Origin of the sequence: Streptomyces sp. NPDC002467, from assembly GCF_042889825.1 — a bacterium.
GTDB lineage: Bacteria > Actinomycetota > Actinomycetes > Streptomycetales > Streptomycetaceae > Streptomyces.
Window position 1 is genome coordinate 354,959 of record NZ_JBIARJ010000004.1, and the last position, 22,148, is coordinate 377,106.

Sequence of the window (22,148 nt, forward strand, 5' to 3'; positions counted from 1 at the left end):
CGAATAGGGAGGAAACTCATCTTTACACCGGATCACCGGAAAGAGCCGCAGCCGCCCTCTGAAGACGTTCAGAGGCCCGCACGACCCTTGTCCAGGCTCTGGCCAGGCCCCCGGCGGGCCGAGTTCGACCATGGGAGCCACCTGCGACGGCGGATGGCTCGTGGATCGACCGGCACGCCGGGGACTGCCCTGCCCGAGGGTCGGAAGCCGGGGGCCGATGCCCCCGACGTGACCGCGACCGCCTACGACATGACGGCGGCGACGCCCTGCGCCAGGCGGGGGATCAGCTCCCCCGGGATGCCCGCGATGTTGACGCGCCCCGAGGTCGTCCCGTAGATCGCGAACTCCCTGCGCAACACCAGCATCTGCGCCGGCGTGAGCGGCAGCATCGAGAACATGCCCTTCTGGCGCGCCAGCACACCGGCCTCCGCGCCCAGGCCCAGCGCGCCGAGGTGCGCGGTCAGCACGGCCCGGTTACCCGTGATCCGGGCGCGCATGAGGTCCAGTTCGGCCCGCCAGAGGTCCCGCAGCCCCGCGTCCTCCAGGATCGTGGTCACCACGGCCGCGCCGTGCTCGGGCGGCATCGAGTACTGCGTGCGGGCGGCGTTCTGCAGGGCCGTCTCGGCGTGCCGGGCGGCGCCGGCCGAGGCGCCGAGCACGATGGCGCAGCCGACGCGGTCGCTGTAGAGGCCGAAGTTCTTCGAGCAGCTGACGGCGATCAGCATCTCCGGCACGCGGGCCGCCAACATCCGGGTGGGCAGCAGGTCGGCCTCCAGCCCGTCGCCGAGCCCGTGGTAGGCGAGGTCGACGAAGGGCACCCAGCCGCCGCTGACGGCGGATTCGGCCAGCGCCTCCCAATCGTCCAGGAGCGGGTCGACCCCGGTGGGGTTGTGGCAGGAGCCCTGGAGCAGGACGACGTCGTCGCGGCCCGCGCCGGCGAGCTCGCGCAGCACGCCCTCGGTGTCGAAGGCGCCCTCGGCGTCGCGCCAGCCGTAGGTGCGCACCTTCAGCCCGGCGGCCTCCAGGATGGGCCGGTGGTTGACGTAGGCGGGGTCGCTGATCCACACCGTGGTGCCCGGTCGGGTCCGGCAGATCAGGTCGGCCAGCAGGCGCAGGGCCCCGGAGCCGGCGACGGTCTGCACGGCGGCGGCCCGGTCCGCGGGGCCACCGGCGCCCAGGACCATCGTCAGCAGGGCCCGGTTGAAGGCGGTGTTGCCGGACAGGCCCCGGTACTCCTTGGAGGCGGAGCGCTCCGCCAGCCGGATCTCGGCCTCCCGTACGGCGGCCATGACGGGGGTGCGGCCCGACTCGTCGCGGTAGACGCCGAGGACGAGGTTGAGGCGTTCGGGGCGCTCGTCGGCGCCGAACTCGTCGGTGAGGACCCACAGCGGATCGGCGGGCGGCGGCGGGAGGAGCTCAAGCATCTGCGGGAACCTTGTGTCGTGGGCGGCGGTTGGCGAGGACGACGCCGGTGGTGATGAGGGGGACGCCGACGAGGACGGCGACGGTCGGCGACTCGCCGAGCACGGGGATGGCGAGCAGGACGACGGCGACGGGGCTGAGGCTGCCGACGACGGAGCTGCGTTCGGCGCCCAGCCGGCGGATGGCGAAGGCGTACAGCAGACCGGCGCACAGGCCGACCCCGAGGCCCTGGACGACGAGGAACGTCACGATGTCCGAGCCGGCGGCGTGCGCGAGGCCGGTCGGGAGCACCCCGGTCAGGACGAGGATCCCGATGATCGCGAAGGAGGGCAGGCACAGCAGGCCGATCGACCCGACGGGGTCGAGGTCGACCTCCTTGAGCCCGACGGTGTACAGCGCCCACAGTCCGCTGGCGACCAGCAGGATCCCGGAGCCGGCCAGCACGTCGGTGTCCACGGGGACCACGTAGCGCCAGACGAGGGCGGCCACGCCCGCCGCGATCAGTACCAGCCCGGCCGCCTGCGTGCCGCGGGGCACGCTGCGTCCGCGGGCGATCATGAGCGCGGAGACGAAGAGCGGGACCATTCCGGGGACGATCGAGCCGACGAACGCGGCGGAGGTCAGGGCCCCGCCGTGCATCGCCGCGAGGAAGAAGGGCACCCCGGCGCCGCACACGATCTTCATCGCGGCGCCCGGCCGGACCGCCGCGATGCGGTGCCTGCGCCGCCACAGGGCGGGGGCCAGCACGACGAGCGGGACGCCGAAGCGGAGCAGTGCGGCGTCGGCCGGCAGCAGGGAGGAGGCGCTCAGCGCACGGGCGCTGAGCGCGAAGGCGGCCCAGATCGCCACGGTGACCAGCAGGGCGGCCATGCCCCGGGTCTGCGGGGAGAGCCGGAGACGGCCGGCCGTCGCGGGGTGTGCGGCGGCGGCCGTGGTGTCGATGGCGACCAAGGGTGGCGGCTCCAGCTTCGGGCTCACGCGTACGGGATTCCGTACACCGCAACGCTAGGGCCTGGGCCGGGGCAGTCGATTGCCAGTTCTGCCGCCCGCACATACGTTTGGGGCAGAATCTGCCAAGGAGTGGCCATGGACGCAGTCGATCTGCAGATCATCCGGGAATTGCAGGCCGACGGACGGCTGTCGAACCAGGACCTCGCCGACCGCGTGCGCCTCTCCCCCTCGCCCTGCCTGCGCCGGGTCCGGCGGCTGGAGGAGGCGGGCCTGATCCGCGGCTACACGGCCATGGTCGACCAGGTCGCCTTCGGACTGCCGATCACCGTCTTCGTCCGGATCCGGCTGGAGCGCCACACGGCGGACGCGGTCCGCGCCTTCGAGGAGCACGTCCACGTCATCGAGCACATCCAGGACTGCTACCTGATGGCGGGCAGCAGCGACTACCTGCTCCGGATCGTCATCGAGGACCTGGAGGCGTACGAGTCGCTGGTGCGCGACCGGATCCACGCCATCCCCGGCATCGCCTCGATCGAGTCGAGCTTCGCCTACGGCAGCGTGAAGCAGTCCCGGACCTACCCGCGGCCCACCCCGGGCGCCTCCGCGCGCCGCCTCTGAGAGGCGCCCGGCGATCCGGGCCACCCGACTCGCCCCGAGCGGGCCGCCCTTCGGCGGTCCGCTCACCGGCATGCCCGCGATGCGCCGTCGCACCCTACCCACGAGTACCGCATTTGCAAGGCAATTTCATGGAATCGGCCTTACCTGCACGCTTATCTGGCTGATACATTCCGCAAGCGCAATCCGCAGCCTCCCGTCCGGGGCACCACCACCTCCGAATGAGGGAAGTCCATGCGAAAGATGCTCCTGCGTCGCCCTGTCGCCGGAAGGGCCCTGGTCCTCGGCGCCCTGCTGGCCCTGGCCGTACCCGGCTCCGCCTACGCCAACACGGTCGGCGTGACGGTCAAGACCCCCGGCGCCACCTCCGGCCCCGGATCCGCGTTCTCCGAGATCTCGACCAACGCCCACTGCAGCAGCGGCCTGATCTCCGGCGGCGGGATCAACCAGGCCATCGGCACCGGCACTTCGTCGAACGGCAACAAGATCAACGGCACCTCGCCGAGCCCCGACGGCAGCACCGAGTACACCGGCTCCACCGGGGTCGTCGGCACCGACGTGGCCTACTGGCTCGGCATCGGCGGCAGCGGCGGCGCGGTGAACGCCTCGTTCTCCAGCACCCCGTACGCCATGTGCTTCACCAGCAACCTGATCAACCACACCCAGGTGGTCATGAACAAGGTCGCCGGACCCACCACCGCTTCGACGGTGGGCCTGGTCACCGCGACCTGTCCGGCCAACACCCGGCTGCTCGGCGGCGGAGCCCGCATCACCCCGGCCTCCATCGGCAGCCTGAAGCCGATCGCGAGCTTCCCCACCTTCAACGACTCCGCGCACGGCTACGGGCAGAAGGCCGCGGCCGACGGTGAGACCAACCCCGACTCCTGGAGCGCCGTCGGCTGGAACGGCGGCGGTGGCGACAGCGGCAACACCACCTATGCGTACGCCATCTGCAGCGGCAACAACATCGACATCAGCGGTACGACCGTGAAGGTGCGGTTCAGCGAGGTGAGCGGCCCGACCGCGGGCACCGCCGGTCTGACCGCCGGCGTCGGCTGCGGCCAGAACGACGGGAAGCTCGTCAGCGGCGGCGCCGCGATCAGCGGCGGATCCGTCACCACCACGAACTTCACCGGTCCGGGCTCCCCTGGCGACCACCTCAACGGCAGCTATCCCAGCGACTCCGGCGGCAACCCGGTCTCGGACGGCACCACCACGGCCTCGTACTGGTCGGCCTTCTCCCACACCGGCGCGCCCTCCTCGCCGAACACCTACACCGACGTCTGGGCGCTGTGCGCCAACGACGGCGTCTGAGCCTTCTTCCTCCGGCACCCCAGGTGCCCCATGTGTCTTCGTTTGGACCCCAGTTGAACCTCTTCAGATCCAAGTCAGTGATGGCGGCCGGCGCGACCGGTCTCCTGGCGGCCATCCTCGCCGCCCTCCCCGCGAACGCCGACGAGGCGGCCCCGGCCTCCCCCTGCGGAGCCGGCGGGGTCTTCACCACCGCGGCACCCACCTGCACCTACTCCGCCGTCGGCACGGACACCTTCACCGTGCCGGCGGGGGTGACCTCGGTGACGGTCGACCTCTTCGGCGCCGAGGGCGGCAGTGCGGCGGGCTACGTCAGCCCCTCACCCCCGAACGACGGCGCGCCCGGCGGCCTGGGCGGCGAGACCCGCGCGGACCTGGCCGTCACGCCCGGCCAGACCCTCCAGCTCACCGTCGGCGGGGTCGGCAGCTCGGGTACCGCCCGCAAGGGCGAGTTCGCCCGTCCCGGCGGCACCGGCCACGGCTCCGGCGGCGGCGGCTCCCACGGCGGCGGCGGCTCCGGCGGCGGCGGCACCGACCTGCGTACGGGTGCCTTCGACGGGACCGACCGGGTCCTCGTCGCCGGCGGCGGAGGCGGCGCGGGCAACGGCGGACCGCTGCTACGCGGCGGCCACGGCGGCGGCCCGGAAGCCGACCCCGGCCAGGGCAGTGGCCTCGACGGCTCCGGCCTCGCGGGCGGCGGCGGAACCCAGTCGGCCCACGGGGCGGGCGGCCCCCGCAACAACACCGTCGGCGCTCCCGGCGCCCCGGGCAGCGACATCGACTCGTGGGGCAGCAAGCCCAACCCCGGCAGCGGCGGCTCCGGCGGGAACGGCGGTGCCGGCGGCTCCGGCGGCGGCGGCGGTGGCGGCGGGTACTTCGCGGGCGGCGGCGGCTCCGGCGGCGGCCGTTCCGGACCCGGCGCCCCCGGCAACATCCCCGCGGCCGGCGGCGGTGGTGGCAGCAGCTACGCGGCCCCGACGGCCACCGGCGTCTCCCTCCTCAAGGGCGTCAACCGCGGCAACGGCAAGGCGATCGTGACGTTCCGGTACGGAGCCTCGGTCACCGTGGCCGCGGACACGACGGAACCCCTGTTCGGCCACGAGGTCGCCTTCACCGCCACCGTCGACCCGGCGAACCCGGGCGCGCCCGCCCCGACCGGCAAGGTCGTGTTCTCCGACGGGGCGACCCGCCTGGCGAGCGTGCCGCTCGACGAGGGACGCGCGATCTTCCGTACGTCCGCCTTCCAGCCCGGCTCCCACGCGATCACCGCGGCGTACGAGGGCGACGGCAGCCACACACCCGCCACGACCGCGGCTCCCACCGGCGTCACGGTCGGCTTCAGCGAGCCCTGCATCACCACGGCCCACGTCGGCGCCCTGACCGTCGCCGAGGGGCAGGCGCTCTGCATCGCCTCCGGCGGCAGCCAGACCGGTCCGGTCACGGTCCGGCCCGGCGGCTCGCTGGCCGTCTCCGACGCCCGGATCGCCGGTCCGTTCTCCTCCGAGGGCGCCGCCGCACTGACGGTGTGCCGGTCCGGGCTGACCGGGCCGGTCACCGTCAAGGGCAGCGCCGGCTACGTCCTGTTCGGCTCCGACCGTGAAACGGCGGCCTGCGCCGGCAACACCGTCAACGGCCCGCTGACCTTCGAGGGCAACACCGGCGGCCTGGCCGCATCGGCCACGACCGTCACCGGCACGGTCCGGATCGACGGCAACAGCGGCAGCGGCCTCCTCCCCGAGGACGCCGTCCCGGCCTTCCGTGCCAACCGGGTCACCGGTCCGCTGCGCTGCGAGGGCAACGCACCGTCCCTCGACCACACGGGCACCCAGGTCCAGGGTCCCCGGACGGGACAGTGCCGCTGACCGTCACCCCGTCCTGACGGCGCCCGGCGCTGGGCGTTCACTTCTCGCCCAGCGCCACCAGGCCGTTCGTGCCCGCGCCGTACACCCGGTCGGCGCCCGCCCAGACGGGGACCGAGCCGTACGTCAGGGCGGGGTTCAGCCCGTACGTCCAACGGGCCTTGCCGTCCTCGGCGTTCAGGGCCCACAGGTGGCCGCCGGAGTTGAGGTAGACGGTGTCGTCCGCGCTCAGGAGGGTGAGGGTGCCGGAGATCTGGTGCTCGATGTTGCCCGCCCAGCGGACGGCACCGGTGGCGGCGTCGAAGGCGTAGACGACGATGCCGATGGTGGCGAGGCCCTCGATGGCCTGCATCCCGGCGACGGCGACCGGGCTGCCCATGCCCGCGGCGTAGACGGTCTTCCCGTCCGGGGCCGCCACCACGGTCCCGAAGAGGGTCTTGGGAGCTCGCCAGCCGATCTGGCCGTTGGCCTGGTCGATGGCGTACAGCCCGTCGGTCATGTGGAGGAAGTAGCCGCCGGCGGAGGAGTGCGGCCCGTCGTTCAGCCGGCCCCTGGCGTCGTGCACCATCTGGTCGATCGTCGTCGCGCCGGCGCCCGGAGAGGGCTGCTCCCAGACGACCTTCCCCTCGCCGGCCGTCTCGATGCCCGCGATCTTGGCAGGGCTGCCGTCACTGTTGGCCGTCACCCACATCAGCCGCGTCCCGGAGGACGGTAGGAACGCCCTGCCCTGGCTGTACTTCACGTCCGGGTCCGAGAGCCGTACCTTCCAGGTGACCTTCCGCTCGGCCGGGTCCACCGCCCAGATCGTGGGTCCGCTCCGGAAGTCGAAGCGCTTCGACGGTTCGGCGGAGGGGTTCACGGTGGTGTACGACGCCGTGCCGGTGACGTAGACCTTCCCGCCGAGCATGCCCAGCACCGACACGCCGACCGCTGTCTCGGCCGGCACGAGCGACGACTGCTGGGGGTTCAGGGACAGGGTCCAGGCGTCCGCGCCGGTGTCGAGACGGATGGCCCGCAGGACCGACTCCCGTCCGCTCGCACCGCCGGTCACCACGGTGTACGCCGTACCGTCGGCGACGGTCGCGACGAGGGTCGCGAGACCTGCGAGCGGCCCCTCGGAGGTGAGGGCCACCGGACCCCAGACGGGAAGACCGGTCCGGCCGACGGCCCAGACGTTCTTGGCGCTGAGTGCGAGGACCGTCTCGCCCTCGCCGGTGATCTGCACGAGCGGCTCGGTGACCGGCGCCGTCCACAACGGGGTCGCCGTCACGTCGGTTCCGAGCGGGCGCGCCGGGTCGGTCACGCCGTGCCCGGACTTCTTCGCGTCACCCGGCCCGGCGGAACGGTCGCGGGTGAGCCACAGCCCCAGCCCCGTACCGCCGCCCGCCAGCGCCACGGCTCCGCCGGCCACGCCGAACAGCAGGGCACGGCGGCTCGGTCGGCCCGGTTCGGCGTCCTCCGGGCCTGACTTCGGGCCGGACGGCGTCCCCGGCGCGTCCGCTGTTCCCGACGTTCCCGATGTTCCCGACGCTCCCGACGCTCCCGACGCTCCCGACGGCGATTGCGGCGGCGGCCCGGGCGGGAAGGACGGGAGCGGCCGCGAGAGGGACGGGCCCGGAGGTGCGGGCGACGGGGCCACCTCGGGTGCCATGACCGCCGCGGCCGCCTCGATGGCCGCCGTCAGGACGGGAGGCAGCCAGGCTCCCACGGGGGGCGTGGCCGCGCCCCCTGCGACGTACTCGACGACCTCGCGCGGGGTGGGCCGGTCGGCGGGGTCCTTCGAAAGGCAGCCGGCGACCAGGGGCCGCAGGTCCTCCGGGACCGCCGACAGGTCAGGTTCCTCCCGCACCACCCGCTCCAGGACGTCCACGTTCCGCCCGCCGTCGAACGGCCCCACGCCGCGCGCGGCGAAGGCGAGGGTCGTCCCGAGCGAGAAGACGTCGCTCGCCGGACCGACCCGGCCGGCCGTGGCCTGTTCCGGCGACATGTACCCCGGGGTCCCCAGGACGGTGCCGGCCGCCGTGAGGACGGTCCCGTCCACGGACCTCGCGATCCCGAAGTCGATGACGTGCGGGCCGTCGAGGGCGAGCAGCACGTTGCCCGGCTTGAGGTCCCGGTGGGTCAGGCCCGCCGCGTGGATCGACTCCAGCGCCTCGGCGATCCCGGCGGCGAGCGCCCGTAACGCGGTCCGCGGCAACGGGCCCGCGAGGGCCACGGCCCGGCCGAGCGGGACGCCCGGGACGTACGCGGTCGCCATCCAGGGCGCCGGGCCGTCGGGGTCCGCGTCGACGACGGGGGCCGTGAAGGCGCCGGAGACGGCCCGCGCGGCCGTCACCTCGGCGCGGAACCTGGCCCGGAAGCCCGGGTCGGCCGCCAGCTCCGGCCTTACCAGTTTCACGGCGACGGTCCGGCCCCCGGGCGAGCGCCCGAGGTACACGGCGCCCATGCCACCGGCGCCCAGCCTGCCGAGGAGGGTGTACGGGCCGACCCGGGGCGGATCCGAGGGGCCGAGCGGCTCCAACGGCTCCGGCGGATGCGGCGGATGCGGCGGATGCGGCGACTGTGGCGGGTTCGTCATCAGGATCCGTTCGCGTGCAGGACGGCGACCGTCGTCGTGTTCGGATTCGTGAGGCAGAGCCGGCCGTCACCGGCGCTCCAGCCCAGGCTGAAGGGATCGATCCCCTTCCAGCCGGAGTACTTCCAGCGTGGTCTGCCGTTCGACGCGTCGAAGGCCCGGAGCACGCAGTCCGCTCCCATCCGGTACACGTTGCCGTCGGCGTACAGCAGCCGGGCGCCGAGCCGGGCCGAGCCGGTTTCGTCGGGCGGGAGCGGCGTCCGCCACCTGGTCCTGCCGCTCGCGGCTTCCGAGGCGGCCAGCGAGAGGCCGCCGTCCTCGTCACGCCACAGGGCGTAGACGACGGTGCCCTGCTCGTCGGTGGCGATGCCGTCGTCCTGGGCCGTGGGCACGCCCGGCTCGGCTCCCGGCACCTGCCACGCCTGCCCGCCCGTCGCCGGGTCCAGGGCGGTCATCACGCCCCGGGAGTCGATGAGGACGGCGTACCGCGCGGTGGTGGCGAGCGCGCCCGTCCTGACCTCCTTCGACCAGGCCGCGGCCCCCTTCGCGTCGAGCGCGGCCAGCCGGTCGATGCCCGCGTACAGGACGCCGTCCCCGGAGTACGGCAGGGCCTGTAGGAGCGGGCGGGAATCCGCCGCGCGGTACCAGGCGGTGGCACGGGATCCGAGGTCCAGTGCCCACACGCCGTATCCCTCGGCGGGGGAACTGCCCGGCTTCTGGGAGATCGTGTAGGCGCGGCCCCCGCGCACTCCGCAGAAGTCGGCGACCCCCGAGCCCTCCGCCTCCTTCAGGACGGCGGTCCAGGGGTCCTCTCCGTCGGCCATCCCGATGCCGAGGACGGCGGTCCTGGGGGCCGCCCCGGCCGCACTCGGGACCGCCGCGCCCACGTGGAGGCGCCCGCCGTCCACCGCGGCGACGTTCGTCGGGTTCGGTCCGGTGACGGAGAAGACGAGGCCGTGATCGTCGCCGTTGACCGTCCACTTGGTATGGCCCTGGCCGTCGAGTCCCCACATCCGACGCAGCGACACGCAGGCGACGGTGCCGTTCGCCGAGAGCACCTGGGGGCACGCGGCGGGCAGGCGCACCTGCCATCCCAGCTTCGCCTCGATGACCTCGTTCCCGGAGGGGCGTCGCGTGCCGGAGACCGCGGCCCGCTCGGGCGTCTCCGGGGTCAGCGCCCGGACCGCTCCCCCGGCCGCACCGGCGAGGAGGGCGCCGCCCGCCAGCCCCAGGAGCAGTTTGCGGCGGCTCGGGCCCCGGCCGTCCTCCGGGGGGCCCGGCCGGGCGCCGGATCCACCCGGAAGGACTTCGGTCGGGCCGGTGAGCTGCAGGGTCTGCGCGGGTGCGGGCAACGCCGTGAGGGCCGCCCGCAGCGCGAGGACGTCCGCCGCCACCGGCCCCGGCAGCCAGCCCTGCGCACCGGGCGCGGACCGGTCCGCCCGGGCGACGTGGGAGACGATCTCGTCCGGGGCGGGGCGGTCGGCGGGCTCCTTGGCCAGGCAGTGCTCGATCAGCGGTCTCAGGCCCTCGGGCAGGGCGGACAGGTCCGGCTCGGTGTGGACCACCCGGTACAGGACGGCCGCCCCGGCCCCGTCGCCGAAGGGGCTCGTGCCGCTCGCCGCGAACGCGACCGTGGCACCGAGGGAGAAGACGTCGCTCGCCGGGGTGAGCCGGCGCCCCGTCGCCTGCTCCGGGGACATGTAGGGCGCCGAGCCGATGACGGAGCCGGTCGAGGTGAGTGCCGTGCCCTCGGCGGCGCGGGCGATGCCGAAGTCGATGACGTGCGGGCCGTCCAGGGCCAGCAGGACGTTCGCCGGCTTCAGGTCCCGGTGGATCACCCCGGCGCCGTGCACCGACACCAGCGCCTCGGCGAGGCCGGCCGTCAACATCTCCAGCGCGGCCCCGGGCAGCGGTCCGTGCGCGGCGGCCACCCGCCGCAGGGAGAGGCCCACGACGAACGCCGTTGCCATCCAGGGGATTTCGGCGTCCGGGTCGGCGTCCACCACGGGGGCCGTGAACGCCCCCGACACCCGCCTGGCCGCCGCCACCTCGCGCCGGAAGCGGTCTCGGAACTCGGTGTCCCCGGCCAGTTCGGGCCGTACGGCCTTCACCGCGACGGTCCGGCCGCCCGCCGATCGTCCGAGATACACCGTGCCCATCCCGCCCGACCCCAGCCGGCCGGCCAGCGCGTAGGGCCCGATGCGCAACGGATCGGCGGCGCCGAGTTGTTCCATCAGTCGATCCCCTCCCCCTGAGGGCCTCAGGCTACGACGGCCGTGCCGTGGATCACTCGGCGTCGGGATGACCAATTCCCGCTTCTCCACACCGTGAACACAGACGGGCGGGGGTGGACAGGAGCGGGCGGGAGGGGAGGACCACGGGCGGGATCACCCCGCGGCGGCCTCGAAGGCCGCGTACGCCGCCGCGTCGAAGAGGACGAACCGCACTTCCTCCACCCGGGTGTTCGCCGCGCGGACCGTTGCGACGGCGATGCGCGCCCCGTCGTCCATGGGCCAGCCGTAGATGCCGGTGGAGATGGCGGGGAAGGCGACCGTACGCGCCCCCAGTTCGTCCGCGACGCGCAGGGATTCGCGGTAGCAGGAGGCGAGCAGCTCCGAGCGGTCCTGCTCCTTCGACCAGACCGGGCCGACGGTGTGGATGACGTGGGCGGCCGGGAGCCGGCCCGCGGTGGTGGCGACTGCCTTGCCCGTCGGCAGGCCCTTGCCGTAGTGCGAGCGGCGCAGGTCCTCGCAGGCCGCGAGGATCTCCGGGCCGCCGCGGCGGTGGATGGCGCCGTCGACTCCGCCGCCTCCGAGGAGGGAGGAGTTCGCGGCGTTGACGATCGCGTCCGCCTGCTGGGTGGTGATGTCCCCCTGGACCAGGGTCACCTGCACCATGATCGCGCCTTTCTCGAATCGTTCGCGGGGCTCAGGACGTGGCGCGCAGCCTGCGCCAGACCGCCTTGGCCGCGTTGTGGCCGGACATCCCGTGCACTCCCGGTCCCGGAGGGGTGGCCGAGGAGCACAGGAAGACCGCCGGGTGGGCCGTCGTGTACGGGCTGAGGGAGAGCTTGGGCCGCAGTAGGAGCCGGAGTCCGGCGGCGGAGCCACAGGCGATGTCGCCGCCGACGTAGTTGGGATTGCGGGCGGCGAGCTGCGGCGGGCCGGCCGTGGCACGGGCCAGCACCAGATCGCGGAAGCCCGGGGCGAAGCGCTCCAGTTGGCGTTCGACGGCTTCGGTGAGGTCGCCCTCCCAGCCCGCCGGGACGTGTCCGTACGCCCAGAACACGTGCTTGCCGTCGGGTGCCCGGCTCGGGTCGACGAGGCTGGGCTGCGAGGTGATGAGGAAGGGGTTGCGGGGGGCCCGGCCGCCCGAGACGAGTTGCAGGGCCGCGTCGATGTCCCGGCTGCCCGGGCCGATCTGGACGGTGCCGGCGCGGCGCGCCTCCCGCGCGGTCCACGGCACGGGGCCGTCGAGCGCGTAGTCGATCTTGAACACGGAGGCGCCGTACTTGTAGCCGTCGTACGCGCGCCCCAGGCGGGCGATCCGGGCCAGCGCGGTCGGCGAGGTGTCGAACACGTACGCCCGGGCGGGCGGGAGGTCGTCGAGCCGTTTCACCTCGAAACCGGTGTGGATCGTGCCGCCCAGGTCGCGCAGGTACGCGGCGAGCCCGTCGGAGATCGACTGCGAGCCGCCGCGCGGCATCGGCCAGCCGTTCGCGTGCGCGGCGAGGGCGAAGACCATGCCGACGGCGCCGGTGGCGATCCCGCCGAGCGGGGCGATGACGTGCGCGACGAGCCCGGCGAGCAAGGCCCGCGCCCGGTCGTCGTGGAAGCGGCTCAGCAGCCAGGTGGCGGGCGGCAGCCCGACCAGCCCGAACCGGGCGAGGGTGAGCGGGTCGCGGGGCAGCGCCGTGTTCGGCAGCGACATGAAGTCCCGGGCGAGGGTGTCCCACTTGCCGAGGAAGGGTTCGACGAGGCGTCGGTACGTACCCGCGTCGCGCGGCCCGAAGGACGCGGCCGTCTCCGCGACCGAGCGGGACAGCACGGCGGCCGTGCCGTCGTCGAACGGGTGCGCCATGGGCAGGGGGGCGTGCAACCACTCCAGCCCGTACCGCTTCAGCGGCATCGTCGCGAAGACCGGCGAGCCGACGCCGAGCGGGTGGACCGCCGAGCAGGGGTCGTGCCGGAAGCCGGGGAGGGTCAGCTCTTCGGTCCGGGCCCCGCCGCCGACCGTCTCACCGGCTTCGAAGACGGCCACCGAGAAGCCGCGCCGGGCCAGTTCCACGGCGGCCGTCAGCCCGTTGGGCCCCGCCCCCACCACGACCGCATCGAGAATCGACGGCACTTGCGACTCCTTCGTCCGGCGGCTCCTGCGCCTCCAGGATATTGCGCCCGCACCGACCGCCGGGACTGCGGCGGACTCCGCGGACGGTGTGCCTGACGGCTATCGCGTGCGCAGCAGGTCCCGGACGCGGACGGTGGTGGCCTCGTCGCGGCCGACCGCGAAGGGCAGCGCGTTGTCCCGGTCCACCCGGAAGGGGACCCCGTCGACGGTGCTGTGCGTGCCGCCCGCCTCGGTGACCAGCAGCAGACCGGCCGCGTGGTCCCAGGCCGAGGGCCAGGTGAAGGCCAGGGCGTCCATTTCGCCGCGGGCCACCTTCAGGTACTCCAGGCCCGCCGAACCGCACGGCCGGGCCGCGACCCCGGGCACGTCCAGCCGGGAGAGGATCCGCTTGTGCTCGTCGGAGGTGTACAGCGGGTGGGCCATGGCGACGCGCAGCTCGGCGCCCGGTTCGGGCGAACCACTGTGGATCGGCTCGCCGTTGACGTACGAACCCTCCCCGCGCACGGCGGTGGCCAGCTCGTCCAGGGCGGGGGCGAAGGTCCAGGAGGCGAGGATCTCGCCGTGGTGGGCGAGCGCGACCAGGGTGCAGAAGGCGGGGTCTCCCTCGACGAACTGCCGGGTGCCGTCGACCGGGTCCACGATCCACACGGGGGCGTCCTCGCGCAGCGCCCCGTAGACGCCCGGGTCGGCGTGCACGGCTTCCTCGCCGACCACGACGGAGCCGGGCAGGAGCCGGGTGAGGGAGGCCGTCAGGTGCTCCTCGGCCTTCCGGTCGGCCACGGTGACCAGGTCGTGCGGGCCGCTCTTCTGGTCGACCTCGTGCTCGGCCAACTGCCGGAACCTCGGCATGATCTCGACCGCCGCCGCCTTGCGGACGGCTTCTTCCACATCGGACAGGCCCTTGGCCAGGAACTCATTGATCATGCCCCCAGCAAAGCACGCCCGGACGACAATCCCCACCGCCGGTTCGGGCAGCGGCCCGGACACCGGGTGTACTCCCGGTGAACCGGCCCGCCCGGCCCCGCCGTGTCGTTTCGTACCCGGAGCCGGGGGCAGACGCTCCGTGCCGACCGGGCCCGCCGGCGGCTGTTCGACCTCGCCACCGGGGCTTTCTCGGCCCAGCTGCGCATTCCGCCCGACGAGGCCGCGGACCACTTGTGCACTTGGCGGTGTCCACGGGGCTCGGGGCCGTGGACACCGCCGCCGACATCGTCAACGCCGCCACCGGCGGTCATGTCGTCGAGGCCCCCGAAGAGCAGCCCGGCGCCCGGTCCGAGGCGCGCCGGGCCCGTCGCGGCATGGCTGGCGCCCTGGCCTCGGACAGTGCCGGTGCGCCCCTGGACACCCTGCTGGAGGGCGGTCTCGGCCCGCTCGGCGTGCGCGCGGTCCTCCTGTGGCCGCGCATGGCGCACGTGAAGGTGCCGGCCCTGGCCAGGGAGCGGGCCGCGGTGGTGTGGGACACCGTCGACACGAGCCCGGTGCCGGCTCCGGGATCTCACCGCCCGCGTCCACCCGGATCCGCTGGGTGAGGTCGCCGCGTCCCACGGCCGTCGCCACCTGGGAGATGTTGCGCACCTGCGAGGTCAGGTTGTCGGCCATGCTGTTCACGCCCGTGGTGAGCCCGATCCAGACGCCGCCGGTGCGCGGGACCCGGGCGTGTCCGCCGAGCAGTCCCCGTCCACCGACCTCTGGGCGACACGGGTGACCTCGGAGGCGACCAGGGACAAGCGCTCGACCATGCGGTCGTAGACGGCCGCGATCTCGCCGGGCAGGCCTTCGGCGTCGTCCGGCAGCCGGGCGGTGAGGTCCCCGTCATGGACGGCGGTGAGGCTCGCGAGCAGCCTTTCCAGGATCCGATCGGAATCGGTCATGTGTGACCTCGCTGCATCCACCGTCCCACGCGGACGGGTCGAACCGTCCTGAGGCGGGTATATCCCCCTGGAAGGCCACGACGGCCCCGATGCGCCGGGCAGGCGCCGGAACCGATCCGTCGGAGGATCCCCATGTCACCCAGTTCCCGCGGCACCGCGGAGCCCGTCCATACCGTGTGCGGCGCCACCGCGCCGGACATCCCGGAGGATCCGCTCGGAGTGAGCACCTCCGAGGCCCGGACCTTGTCGGTCTCGCTGTTCCGGCGGCTGAACGAACTCACCGAGGGCACCGCCGAGTACTCGTACGTGCGCAACACGCTCGTGGAACTCAACCTCAGCCTGGTGAAGTACGCCGCCCGACGGTTCCGGGGCCGCAGCGAGCCTCTGGAGGACATCGTCCAGGTCGGCACGATCGGCCTGATCAAGGCCATCAACCGGTACGACGTCGAACGCGGCGTCGAGTTCGCGACGTTCGCACTGCCCACCGTCGTCGGCGAGATGAAGAGGTTCTTCCGCGACACCTCGTGGGCCGTGAAGGTTCCCCGGCGCATGCAGGAGCTGCGGCTCGACATCGCCAAGGCGCACGACGCGCTGGAGCAGAGGCTGGGCCGGCAGCCCACCGACCACGAGCTCGCGGAGCGCCTGGGCATCGACGACACCTCCGTGGTCGAGGGGCGCCGGGCCGCCAACGGATACACGGCGGGGTCCTTCGACCGGCCCGCCGGGGACGAGCCGGAGGGCGGCACGGCGCCGCACTCGCTCGGGGTCGAGGAGCCCGCGTACGACCTGATCGAAAGCCTGGAGTCCCTCAAGCCGCTCGTCGCCGAGCTCGGCGAACGCGACCGGCTGATCCTCTCGCTGCGGTTCGGCGAGGACCTCACCCAGGCGGAGATCGGCGACCGGCTCGGCGTCTCCCAGATGCAGGTCTCCCGGCTGCTGGGCCGGATCATGACGACGCTGCGGACGGGGCTGCTGACCGACGAGCCCGAGGCGGAGCCGCAGCGGTAGGGTCCCGGATCAGGCGTCACTCGTCATCTCCCGGTACTGACGTCAGGCGTCACCGGTCGCGCGTCACCGGTCGCGGGTACGGAGACCTCGAGCCAGACGCACTTCCCGCCGTCCAGAGGCTCCGCGCCCCAGCGCCGCGCCAGCCGTTCCACGATGAGCAGTCCGTGTCCGCCGGGCCGGGCGGGGTGGGTGTTGCGCCGGCGCACCGGGAGCACGGAACTCCGGTCGGTCACTTCGATGCGCAGGCCGTCACCGGTCCGCAGGAGCGCCAGCGAAACGGGCCCACCGCCGTGCAGGCGGGCGTTGGCCACCAGCTCGGACACCAGGAGCAGCACGTCCTCGGCGTATTCGGCGGCGTCCTCGTCATCGTCCGGGACCGGCAGCCACTCCCAGTCGGTCAGGGCGCTCCGGGTGAAGTCGAGGCATCGTGTGACGACGTTGTCGTCGTCGGGGCCCAGCACGAAGACCCGACTCCGTTCCGGTGAACGGCGCTCGCTCATGGTGCGCCTCCGCTAGTGGTGCCGCGGACGTCCTGCCAGTGCCTCGCCGACGTCGGCGTACACGGAGAAGATCTCATCCACTCCGGTGATGCGGAACATGCGCTGGACCGGCCGGCGCAGGCCCACGATCTCGATCGTGTTCCCGGCCTTCTCGGCCGTGAGCCGGCCTTGCAGCAGGACGTTCAGCCCCGTCGAATCGCAGAAGCCCACGTCGGAGAAGTCCACCAGCACGCGATCGCCGCCTTCGGCGGGAGCGTCCCCCAGCGCCTGCCGCAGGGGCTCGGCCGTGTCATGGTCCAGCTCGCCACCGAGTTTGAGCACGGTGGCCCCGGGCACCTGTCTCACCTCGACGGTGAACCGGTCGCCCTCCGCTGTGGAATCCATGGGGACCCCCTTCCACGTGTGGCTTCACGAGGCGCCTACCCGGGCCCGGGGCTCGCATTCGCTCCGGGCCCGGGCTCCTCGCGGCAGGGCGCGCGACGGACCGGCTGGTGGGGTCGGGTTGGTCAGTCGCGCAGCTCCGGGATGACGTGCTGCCCGTACGCGTCGATCGTCGCCTCCTTCGCGTCGTGCATGTCGTAGACCGCGAACTGGTCGACGCCGAGGTCGCGCAGGGCCCGCAGCTTCTCGATGTGGGCCTCGGCCGGGCCCAGCAGGCAGAAGCGGTCGACGATCTCGTCCGGGACGAAGTCGGTGGATGGGTTCCCGGCGCGGCCGTGGTGGCTGTAGTCGTAGCCCTCGCGGGCCTTGATGTACTCGGTGAGCTCGTCGGGGACCATCGAGGAGTGCTCTCCGTAGCGGCCGACGAGGTCGGCGACGTGGTTGCCGACCATCCCGCCGAACCAGCGGCACTGGTCGCGGGCGTGCGCGAGGTCCTCGCTCACGTAGGCGGGGGCCGCCACGCAGATGGTGATGGCGTCCGGGTCCCTGCCCGCGTCGACCGCCGCCTGCCGGACCGACTTCACCATCCACTCGGTGAGGTAGAGGTCGGCGAGCTGGAGGATGAAGCCGTCCGCCTTCTGACCGGCCAGGGCGAGGGCCTTGGGCCCGTACGCAGCCATCCAGACGGGCAGCTTGCCGTCCCGGATCCAGGGGATCCGGATGGGGTTGCCGTCGACGACGGCCTCGCGGCCCTCGGCCAGGTCCCGGATGACGTCGATGGCCTCGCCGAGCCTGGCCAGGGTGTTGGGCTTGCGCCCGGCGACCCGCATCGCCGAGTCGCCGCGCCCGATCCCGCAGACGGTGCGGTTGCCGAACATGTCGTTGAGGGTGGCGAAGGTGGAGGCGGTGACCTCCCAGGTTCGGGTGCCGGGGTTGGTGACCATGGGGCCGACGTGGAGCTTGCGGGTGTGCTCCAGGATCTGGCTGTAGATGGTGAACGGTTCCTGCCACAGCACGGCGGAGTCGAAGGTCCAGCCGTAGCGGAAGCCGTTGCGCTCGGCGCGGCGCATGAGGCTGACCACCTGCGAGGCGGGCGGATCGGTTTGCAGGACGAGGCCGAAGTCCATGGGGTGGCTCCTTGCGGGTCCGAGCGGCTTACAGGTACTGACAGGTGGAGCGGGGGATGTACGCCCCGTGGCCGGCCCGGCCGGTGAACTCGCGCCGGTCGATGACGAGTTCGCCGCGCGAGAGGACGGTGTCGACGCGTCCGGTGATCCGTTTGCCCTCGTACGCCGAGTAGTCCACGTTCATGTGGTGGGTCTCGGCGGAGATGACCTGCTCGGCGTGCGGATCGTAGAGGACGATGTCGGCGTCGGAGCCCGGCGCGATGGTGCCCTTCTGGGGGTAGAGGCCGAACATCCGGGCCGGGGTCGCGCAGGCGATCTCGATCCAGCGGCGGCGGCCGATGTGCCCGTCGACGACCGCCTGGTGGAGGAGGTCCATGCGGTTCTCCACCCCCGGCAGCCCGTTGGGGATCTTGGAGAAGTCGCCCCGTCCCAGCTCCTTCTGACCGCGGAAGCAGAACGGACAGTGGTCGGTGGAGACCACCTGGAGGTCGTTCGTGCGCAGGCCGCGCCACAGCGCCGCCTGGTGCTCCCGCGGCCTCAGCGGGGTGGAGCAGACGTACTTGGCGCCCTGGAAATCGGGCTCGGCGAGGTTGTCGGTGGACAGGAACAGGTACTGCGGGCAGGTCTCCCCGAAGACGGGCAGCCCCTTGTCGCGGGCGGCGGCCAGCTCGGCGACGGCCTCTTCCGCCGAGACGTGCACGACGTACAGCGGGGAGCCGGCGACCCGCGCGAGCTGGATCGCGCGGTGGGTGGCCTCGGCCTCCAGGAGCACCTTGCGGACCTCGCCGTGGTGGCGCGGGTCGGTCTCCCCGCGCGCCAGGGCCTGTTCGACGAGGACGTCGATCGCGATGCCGTTCTCCGCGTGCATCATGATCAGCCCGCCGTTGCCGGAGGCCCGTTGCATGGCGCGCAGGATCTGTCCGTCGTCGCTGTAGAAGACGCCGGGGTAGGCCATGAACAGCTTGAAGGAGGTGACCCCCTCCCCGATGAGGAGGTCCATCTCCTTCAGGGTGCCCTCGTTGACGTCCGAGAGGATCATGTGGAAGGCGTAGTCGATCGCGCACTGCCCGTCCGCCTTGGCGTACCAGGCGTCGAGCCCCTCGCGCAGGGCGTGGCCCACGCTCTGCACGGCGAAGTCGACGATGGTGGTGGTGCCGCCCCAGGCGGCGGCCCGGGTGCCCGTCTCGAAGGTGTCCGAGGCGGAGGTCCCGCCGAAGGGCAGCTCCATGTGGGTGTGCGCGTCGACCCCGCCGGGGATGACGTACTTCCCGCTCGCGTCGATCGTACGGTCGGCCGTCCAGGCCTCTGCGGCCGCCGAGCCGTGCGCGGCCAGGGCCGCGACGCGTCCGTCCTCGATCAGGACGTCCGCGTGCAGTTCGTCGGCGGCGGTGATGACGAGGCCGCCGCGGATCAGGGTGCGGATGCTCATGTGCGGTGCGTCCCCCTCTACTGGATCCCGTGAACTCGGTGAAGTGCCTGTTCGAGGATGTCGGCGCCCTCTTCCGCCTCGGCGACGGTGAGGGAGAGCGGCGGCGCGATGCGCAGCACGCTGGTGTTGTGGCCGCCGCCCTTGCCGATCAGCAGGCCGGCCTCGCGGGCGGCCTCCTGGACGGCGGTGGCCGCGTCGGGGTCGGCCTGGTCGGTGCCGGGCCGGGTCAACTCCAGGCCGGCCATCAGACCGCGGCCGCGGACCTCCCGCACGGCGGGCACGTGCGCGGAGATCGCCCGCAGCCGCTCCAGGAGCAGGCCGCCGACACGGCGGGCGTTGCCCTGGAGGTCGTGCTCCAGGAGGTACGCGAGATTGGCGACGCCCGCGGCCATGGTGACGGGCGAACCACCGAAGGTGGAGATGGAGTTGGAGTCGACGCAGTTCATGACCTCGGCGCGGGCCACGACCCCGCCGATCGACATGCCGTTGCCGATGCCCTTGGCGAAGGTGAGGATGTCCGGCGGACCGTTCTGGGCGTGGGCCTGCCAGCCCCAGAAGTGTTCGCCGGTACGGCCCCAGCCGGTCTGCACCTCGTCGCTGATCCACAGGATGCCGTGGCGGTCGAGGACCTCGCGGAAGGCCCCGTACAGGCCGTCGGGCGGGGAGGTGAAGCCGCCGACGCCCTGGATCGGCTCGGCGATGAGGGCGGCCACTCCCCCGCGGGCCTGGCCCAGCACGTCCTCCAGGTCCGCGACGGCTGCGGCCGTGAAATCGGCGTCGTCGAGGTGCGCGAGGGGGCCGCGGCCGCGGACCGCGCCGTGGACGTAGTACGTCTGGAGCGGCGAGAGGCTGGTCGGGGACCAGCCGCGGTTGCCGGTGATCGAGACGGTGGAGAAGGACCGGCCGTGGTAGCTGTTGCGCATCGCCAGGATCTGGTTGGAGCGGCGGTACGTCGTCGCGAGCAGCAGGGCGGTGTCGTTGGCCTCGGTGCCCGAGGTCGTGAAGAACACCCGGGCGTCGGGGATCCCGGACAGGGCCGCCACCCGCTCGGCCAGCTCGATCATCGGCCGGTTGAGGTAGAGGGTGGAGGAGTGGATGATCCGCCCGGCCTGTTCGGAGACGGCCTTGGTGACCTCGGGCAGGGCGTGGGCGGTCATCGTGGTGAGGATGCCGCCGAAGAAGTCGAGGTAGCGGTTGCCGTCGGCGTCCCAGACGTGGCGGCCCTCGCCGTGCGTGAGCTCGATGGGGTGCTTGTAGTAGAGCGCCAGCCAGTCGGGCATGACGGTGCGGTGGCGGCTGTGGAGCGGGGTGGGGTTGGTCACGGCTGTACGAGCCCTCCGTAGGCGTCGGGGCGGCGGTCGCGGTAGAACGCCCACTGGGTGCGGACCTCTTCGATGAGGCCGAAGTCGAGGTCGCGGACGAGGAGTTCCTCCTCCTTGTCGCTGGCCACGTCGCCGACGAACTGGCCGCGCGGGTCGACGAAGTAGCTGGTGCCATAGAAGTCGTTGTCGCCGTACTCCTCCTGGCCGACGCGGTTGATGGCGGCGACGAAGTACTCGTTGGCGACGGCGGAGGCGGGCTGCTCCAGCTGCCACAGGTACGCGGACAGGCCCCGCGAGGTGGCGGACGGGTTGTAGACCAGCTGCGCGCCCGCCAGACCCAGTTGGCGCCAACCCTCGGGGAAGTGCCGGTCGTAGCAGATGTAGACGCCGACCCTGCCGACGGCGGTGTCGAAGACGGGCCAGCCGAGGTTTCCCGGGCGGAAGTAGTACTTCTCCCAGAATCCCTTCACCTGGGGGATGTGGTGCTTGCGGTACTTGCCGAGGTAGCTGCCGTCGGCGTCGATGACGGCGGCGGTGTTGTAGTAGAAGCCGGCGCTTTCGAGTTCGAAGACCGGGACGACGATGACCATGCCGGTCTCGCGGGCCAGGTCCTGCATGCGTCGGACGGTCGGGCCGTCGGGGACGGCCTCGGCCCAGCGGTAGTGCTCGGGCTCCTGGACCTGGCAGAAGTAGGGGGCGTTGAACACCTCCTGGAAGCCGATGATCTGCGCGCCTTGCGCGGCGGCTCGGCGGGCGTGCTCCTCGTGTTTGGCGATCATCGAGTCGGTGTCTCCGGTCCAGGTGGCCTGGACCAGCGCGGCGCGGACGACTTGGGCCATGAGCTGCTCCTCGCGACGGGAACGCCGGTTCTACGCACGTAGACGGTGTACGTAGGGAGTAGAACGTAGGCCTCGTCACAGCCTGGGGCAAGACCACCATGCGCAGTTGGAGTAGTCGATCAAGTTAGGTCACCGGGCGGTCGTTTGCGGTCGCCGGGCGACCGGTTGGTGGGCGGCCGATGCGCGGGGTGCGGAACGCTCGTGCCGGGCGGGTCCGACCCTCCGCGCACCGCCGCGCCGGCATGGTCGGGGGAGCGACGGGGTGCCCCCGTGGGGCGTCGAACGCCGCTGCTCCGCGTACCGGCCCTTGCGTGTACCCCCGCGCCGCCGGGGCCGGCCCCGGCGTGACACCACCGCGCCGTCGGGGTCGGGTGTGCGGTGGGGCGCCCCCGCGGGGCGTCGAACGAAACCCGCTCGCCTTACCTGTGCCGCACCGGGTTCGACGCCCGAGGAGGTGCCCCGGCGCGCGCCCGGCCCCGACGGCCCACCCCGCGGCCCGCCCCGGCCCGGGTGCCGCTGCGCGGAGCCGTCCCCTACCCGCCCTTCCACCGTTCCCCGGGCTCCGCCCGGACCCGCCGGGGGCTCCGCCCC

At 73.0% G+C, this 22,148-nt stretch carries 18 protein-coding genes and 1 pseudogene; 5 read left to right on the forward strand and 14 right to left on the reverse strand.

Annotated features, from left to right (window positions below):
- Positions 1–242: 242 nt before the first annotated feature.
- Together ACFYYJ_RS11280 and ACFYYJ_RS11285 are read right to left on the reverse strand one after the other, a co-directional pair.
- On the reverse strand, positions 243–1,424 hold the full coding sequence (locus ACFYYJ_RS11280) for an aromatic amino acid transaminase (protein WP_385121640.1): 1,182 nt from the start codon (positions 1,422–1,424) through the stop codon (positions 243–245).
- Complete coding sequence (locus ACFYYJ_RS11285) at positions 1,417–2,400, reverse strand: DMT family transporter (RefSeq protein ID WP_389131044.1); 984 nt, start codon at positions 2,398–2,400, stop codon at positions 1,417–1,419. Before ACFYYJ_RS11285 ends, ACFYYJ_RS11280 begins: the two co-directional genes overlap by 8 nt.
- 108 nt (positions 2,401–2,508) lie before the next feature.
- On the opposite strand from ACFYYJ_RS11285, the gene ACFYYJ_RS11290 reads away from it, so the two are divergent.
- The 3 genes from ACFYYJ_RS11290 to ACFYYJ_RS11300 all read left to right on the forward strand — a co-directional run bounded on the left by ACFYYJ_RS11290 (position 2,509) and on the right by ACFYYJ_RS11300 (position 6,161).
- Entirely contained in the window at positions 2,509–2,991 is a 483-nt protein-coding gene (locus tag ACFYYJ_RS11290; RefSeq protein WP_384588867.1) for an Lrp/AsnC family transcriptional regulator, read from the forward strand.
- A gap of 231 nt (positions 2,992–3,222) precedes the next feature.
- On the forward strand, positions 3,223–4,302 hold the full coding sequence (locus ACFYYJ_RS11295; protein ID WP_389131047.1) for a hypothetical protein: 1,080 nt from the start codon (positions 3,223–3,225) through the stop codon (positions 4,300–4,302).
- Between the two features lie 53 nt (positions 4,303–4,355).
- Positions 4,356–6,161, forward strand: coding sequence for an Ig-like domain-containing protein (locus tag ACFYYJ_RS11300; protein ID WP_389131049.1), 1,806 nt, complete (start codon positions 4,356–4,358; stop codon positions 6,159–6,161).
- Between the two features lie 37 nt (positions 6,162–6,198).
- On the opposite strand, the gene ACFYYJ_RS11305 is transcribed toward ACFYYJ_RS11300, so the two are convergent.
- The 5 genes from ACFYYJ_RS11305 to ACFYYJ_RS11325 all read right to left on the reverse strand — a co-directional run bounded on the left by ACFYYJ_RS11305 (position 6,199) and on the right by ACFYYJ_RS11325 (position 14,004).
- Positions 6,199–8,736 (reverse strand): protein kinase, encoded by a 2,538-nt coding sequence (locus ACFYYJ_RS11305; protein WP_389131051.1) that lies wholly within the window; start codon positions 8,734–8,736, stop codon positions 6,199–6,201.
- Positions 8,736–10,967, reverse strand: coding sequence for a protein kinase (locus ACFYYJ_RS11310; RefSeq protein WP_389131053.1), 2,232 nt, complete (start codon positions 10,965–10,967; stop codon positions 8,736–8,738). Before ACFYYJ_RS11310 ends, ACFYYJ_RS11305 begins: the two co-directional genes overlap by 1 nt.
- A 153-nt stretch (positions 10,968–11,120) precedes the next feature.
- A complete protein-coding gene (locus tag ACFYYJ_RS11315) occupies positions 11,121–11,630 on the reverse strand; it encodes an O-acetyl-ADP-ribose deacetylase (RefSeq protein ID WP_385121619.1) in 510 nt (169 codons plus the stop codon).
- A 31-nt stretch (positions 11,631–11,661) separates the two neighbouring features.
- Positions 11,662–13,080: a phytoene desaturase family protein gene (locus ACFYYJ_RS11320; RefSeq protein WP_389131057.1), complete on the reverse strand. Its 1,419-nt coding sequence runs from the start codon at positions 13,078–13,080 to the stop codon at positions 11,662–11,664.
- A 99-nt stretch (positions 13,081–13,179) separates the two neighbouring features.
- Positions 13,180–14,004: an inositol monophosphatase family protein gene (locus tag ACFYYJ_RS11325; RefSeq protein ID WP_385364031.1), complete on the reverse strand. Its 825-nt coding sequence runs from the start codon at positions 14,002–14,004 to the stop codon at positions 13,180–13,182.
- A 239-nt stretch (positions 14,005–14,243) separates the two neighbouring features.
- On the opposite strand from ACFYYJ_RS11325, the gene ACFYYJ_RS11330 reads away from it, so the two are divergent.
- Positions 14,244–14,609, forward strand: coding sequence for a hypothetical protein (locus tag ACFYYJ_RS11330; protein ID WP_389131374.1), 366 nt, complete (start codon positions 14,244–14,246; stop codon positions 14,607–14,609).
- On the opposite strand, the pseudogene ACFYYJ_RS11335 reads toward ACFYYJ_RS11330, so the two are convergent.
- Positions 14,566–14,951, reverse strand: a pseudogene (locus ACFYYJ_RS11335) (HAMP domain-containing protein); the annotation flags it as partial. The gene ACFYYJ_RS11330 and the pseudogene ACFYYJ_RS11335 overlap by 44 nt on opposite strands.
- A gap of 132 nt (positions 14,952–15,083) precedes the next feature.
- Here ACFYYJ_RS11335 and ACFYYJ_RS11340 point away from each other — a divergent pair.
- On the forward strand, positions 15,084–15,959 hold the full coding sequence (locus ACFYYJ_RS11340) for a SigB/SigF/SigG family RNA polymerase sigma factor (protein ID WP_385366287.1): 876 nt from the start codon (positions 15,084–15,086) through the stop codon (positions 15,957–15,959).
- Between the two features lie 23 nt (positions 15,960–15,982).
- On the opposite strand, the gene ACFYYJ_RS11345 is transcribed toward ACFYYJ_RS11340, so the two are convergent.
- The 6 genes from ACFYYJ_RS11345 to ACFYYJ_RS11370 form a co-directional block, all read right to left on the reverse strand.
- A complete protein-coding gene (locus ACFYYJ_RS11345) occupies positions 15,983–16,459 on the reverse strand; it encodes an ATP-binding protein (RefSeq protein ID WP_389131060.1) in 477 nt (158 codons plus the stop codon).
- A 12-nt stretch (positions 16,460–16,471) separates the two neighbouring features.
- Positions 16,472–16,843, reverse strand: a complete 372-nt coding sequence (locus ACFYYJ_RS11350) for an STAS domain-containing protein (protein ID WP_385121604.1) — start codon at positions 16,841–16,843, stop codon at positions 16,472–16,474.
- Positions 16,844–16,965: 122 nt separating this feature from the next.
- Positions 16,966–17,967, reverse strand: a complete 1,002-nt coding sequence (locus ACFYYJ_RS11355) for a TIGR03842 family LLM class F420-dependent oxidoreductase (RefSeq protein WP_385121601.1) — start codon at positions 17,965–17,967, stop codon at positions 16,966–16,968.
- A 28-nt stretch (positions 17,968–17,995) separates the two neighbouring features.
- The gene (gene hydA / locus ACFYYJ_RS11360) at positions 17,996–19,396 is read right to left on the reverse strand and encodes a dihydropyrimidinase (protein WP_385121598.1); all 1,401 of its coding nucleotides are present in this window, start codon (positions 19,394–19,396) and stop codon (positions 17,996–17,998) included.
- A 17-nt stretch (positions 19,397–19,413) separates the two neighbouring features.
- Positions 19,414–20,676, reverse strand: coding sequence for an aspartate aminotransferase family protein (locus ACFYYJ_RS11365; RefSeq protein ID WP_389131356.1), 1,263 nt, complete (start codon positions 20,674–20,676; stop codon positions 19,414–19,416).
- A gap of 38 nt (positions 20,677–20,714) precedes the next feature.
- Complete coding sequence (locus tag ACFYYJ_RS11370; protein WP_376656798.1) at positions 20,715–21,557, reverse strand: nitrilase-related carbon-nitrogen hydrolase; 843 nt, start codon at positions 21,555–21,557, stop codon at positions 20,715–20,717.
- Between the last annotated feature and the right edge of the window lie 591 nt (positions 21,558–22,148).

Excerpts from the sequence above, each read along its gene's own strand:
- ACFYYJ_RS11280 (WP_385121640.1), bottom strand. The coding sequence starts at position 1,424 with ATGCTTGAGCTCCTCCCGCCGCCGCCCGCCGATCCGCTGTGGGTCCTC.
- ACFYYJ_RS11290 (WP_384588867.1), top strand. The coding sequence starts at position 2,509 with ATGGACGCAGTCGATCTGCAGATCATCCGGGAATTGCAGGCCGACGGA.
- ACFYYJ_RS11295 (WP_389131047.1), top strand. The coding sequence starts at position 3,223 with ATGCGAAAGATGCTCCTGCGTCGCCCTGTCGCCGGAAGGGCCCTGGTC.
- ACFYYJ_RS11305 (WP_389131051.1), bottom strand. The coding sequence starts at position 8,736 with ATGACGAACCCGCCACAGTCGCCGCATCCGCCGCATCCGCCGCATCCG.
- ACFYYJ_RS11310 (WP_389131053.1), bottom strand. The coding sequence starts at position 10,967 with ATGGAACAACTCGGCGCCGCCGATCCGTTGCGCATCGGGCCCTACGCG.
- ACFYYJ_RS11315 (WP_385121619.1), bottom strand. The coding sequence starts at position 11,630 with ATGGTGCAGGTGACCCTGGTCCAGGGGGACATCACCACCCAGCAGGCG.
- ACFYYJ_RS11325 (WP_385364031.1), bottom strand. The coding sequence starts at position 14,004 with ATGATCAATGAGTTCCTGGCCAAGGGCCTGTCCGATGTGGAAGAAGCC.
- ACFYYJ_RS11340 (WP_385366287.1), top strand. The coding sequence starts at position 15,084 with ATGTCACCCAGTTCCCGCGGCACCGCGGAGCCCGTCCATACCGTGTGC.
- ACFYYJ_RS11345 (WP_389131060.1), bottom strand. The coding sequence starts at position 16,459 with ATGAGCGAGCGCCGTTCACCGGAACGGAGTCGGGTCTTCGTGCTGGGC.
- ACFYYJ_RS11350 (WP_385121604.1), bottom strand. The coding sequence starts at position 16,843 with ATGGATTCCACAGCGGAGGGCGACCGGTTCACCGTCGAGGTGAGACAG.
- ACFYYJ_RS11355 (WP_385121601.1), bottom strand. The coding sequence starts at position 17,967 with ATGGACTTCGGCCTCGTCCTGCAAACCGATCCGCCCGCCTCGCAGGTG.
- hydA (WP_385121598.1), bottom strand. The coding sequence starts at position 19,396 with ATGAGCATCCGCACCCTGATCCGCGGCGGCCTCGTCATCACCGCCGCC.
- ACFYYJ_RS11365 (WP_389131356.1), bottom strand. The coding sequence starts at position 20,676 with ATGCCCGACTGGCTGGCGCTCTACTACAAGCACCCCATCGAGCTCACG.
- ACFYYJ_RS11370 (WP_376656798.1), bottom strand. The coding sequence starts at position 21,557 with ATGGCCCAAGTCGTCCGCGCCGCGCTGGTCCAGGCCACCTGGACCGGA.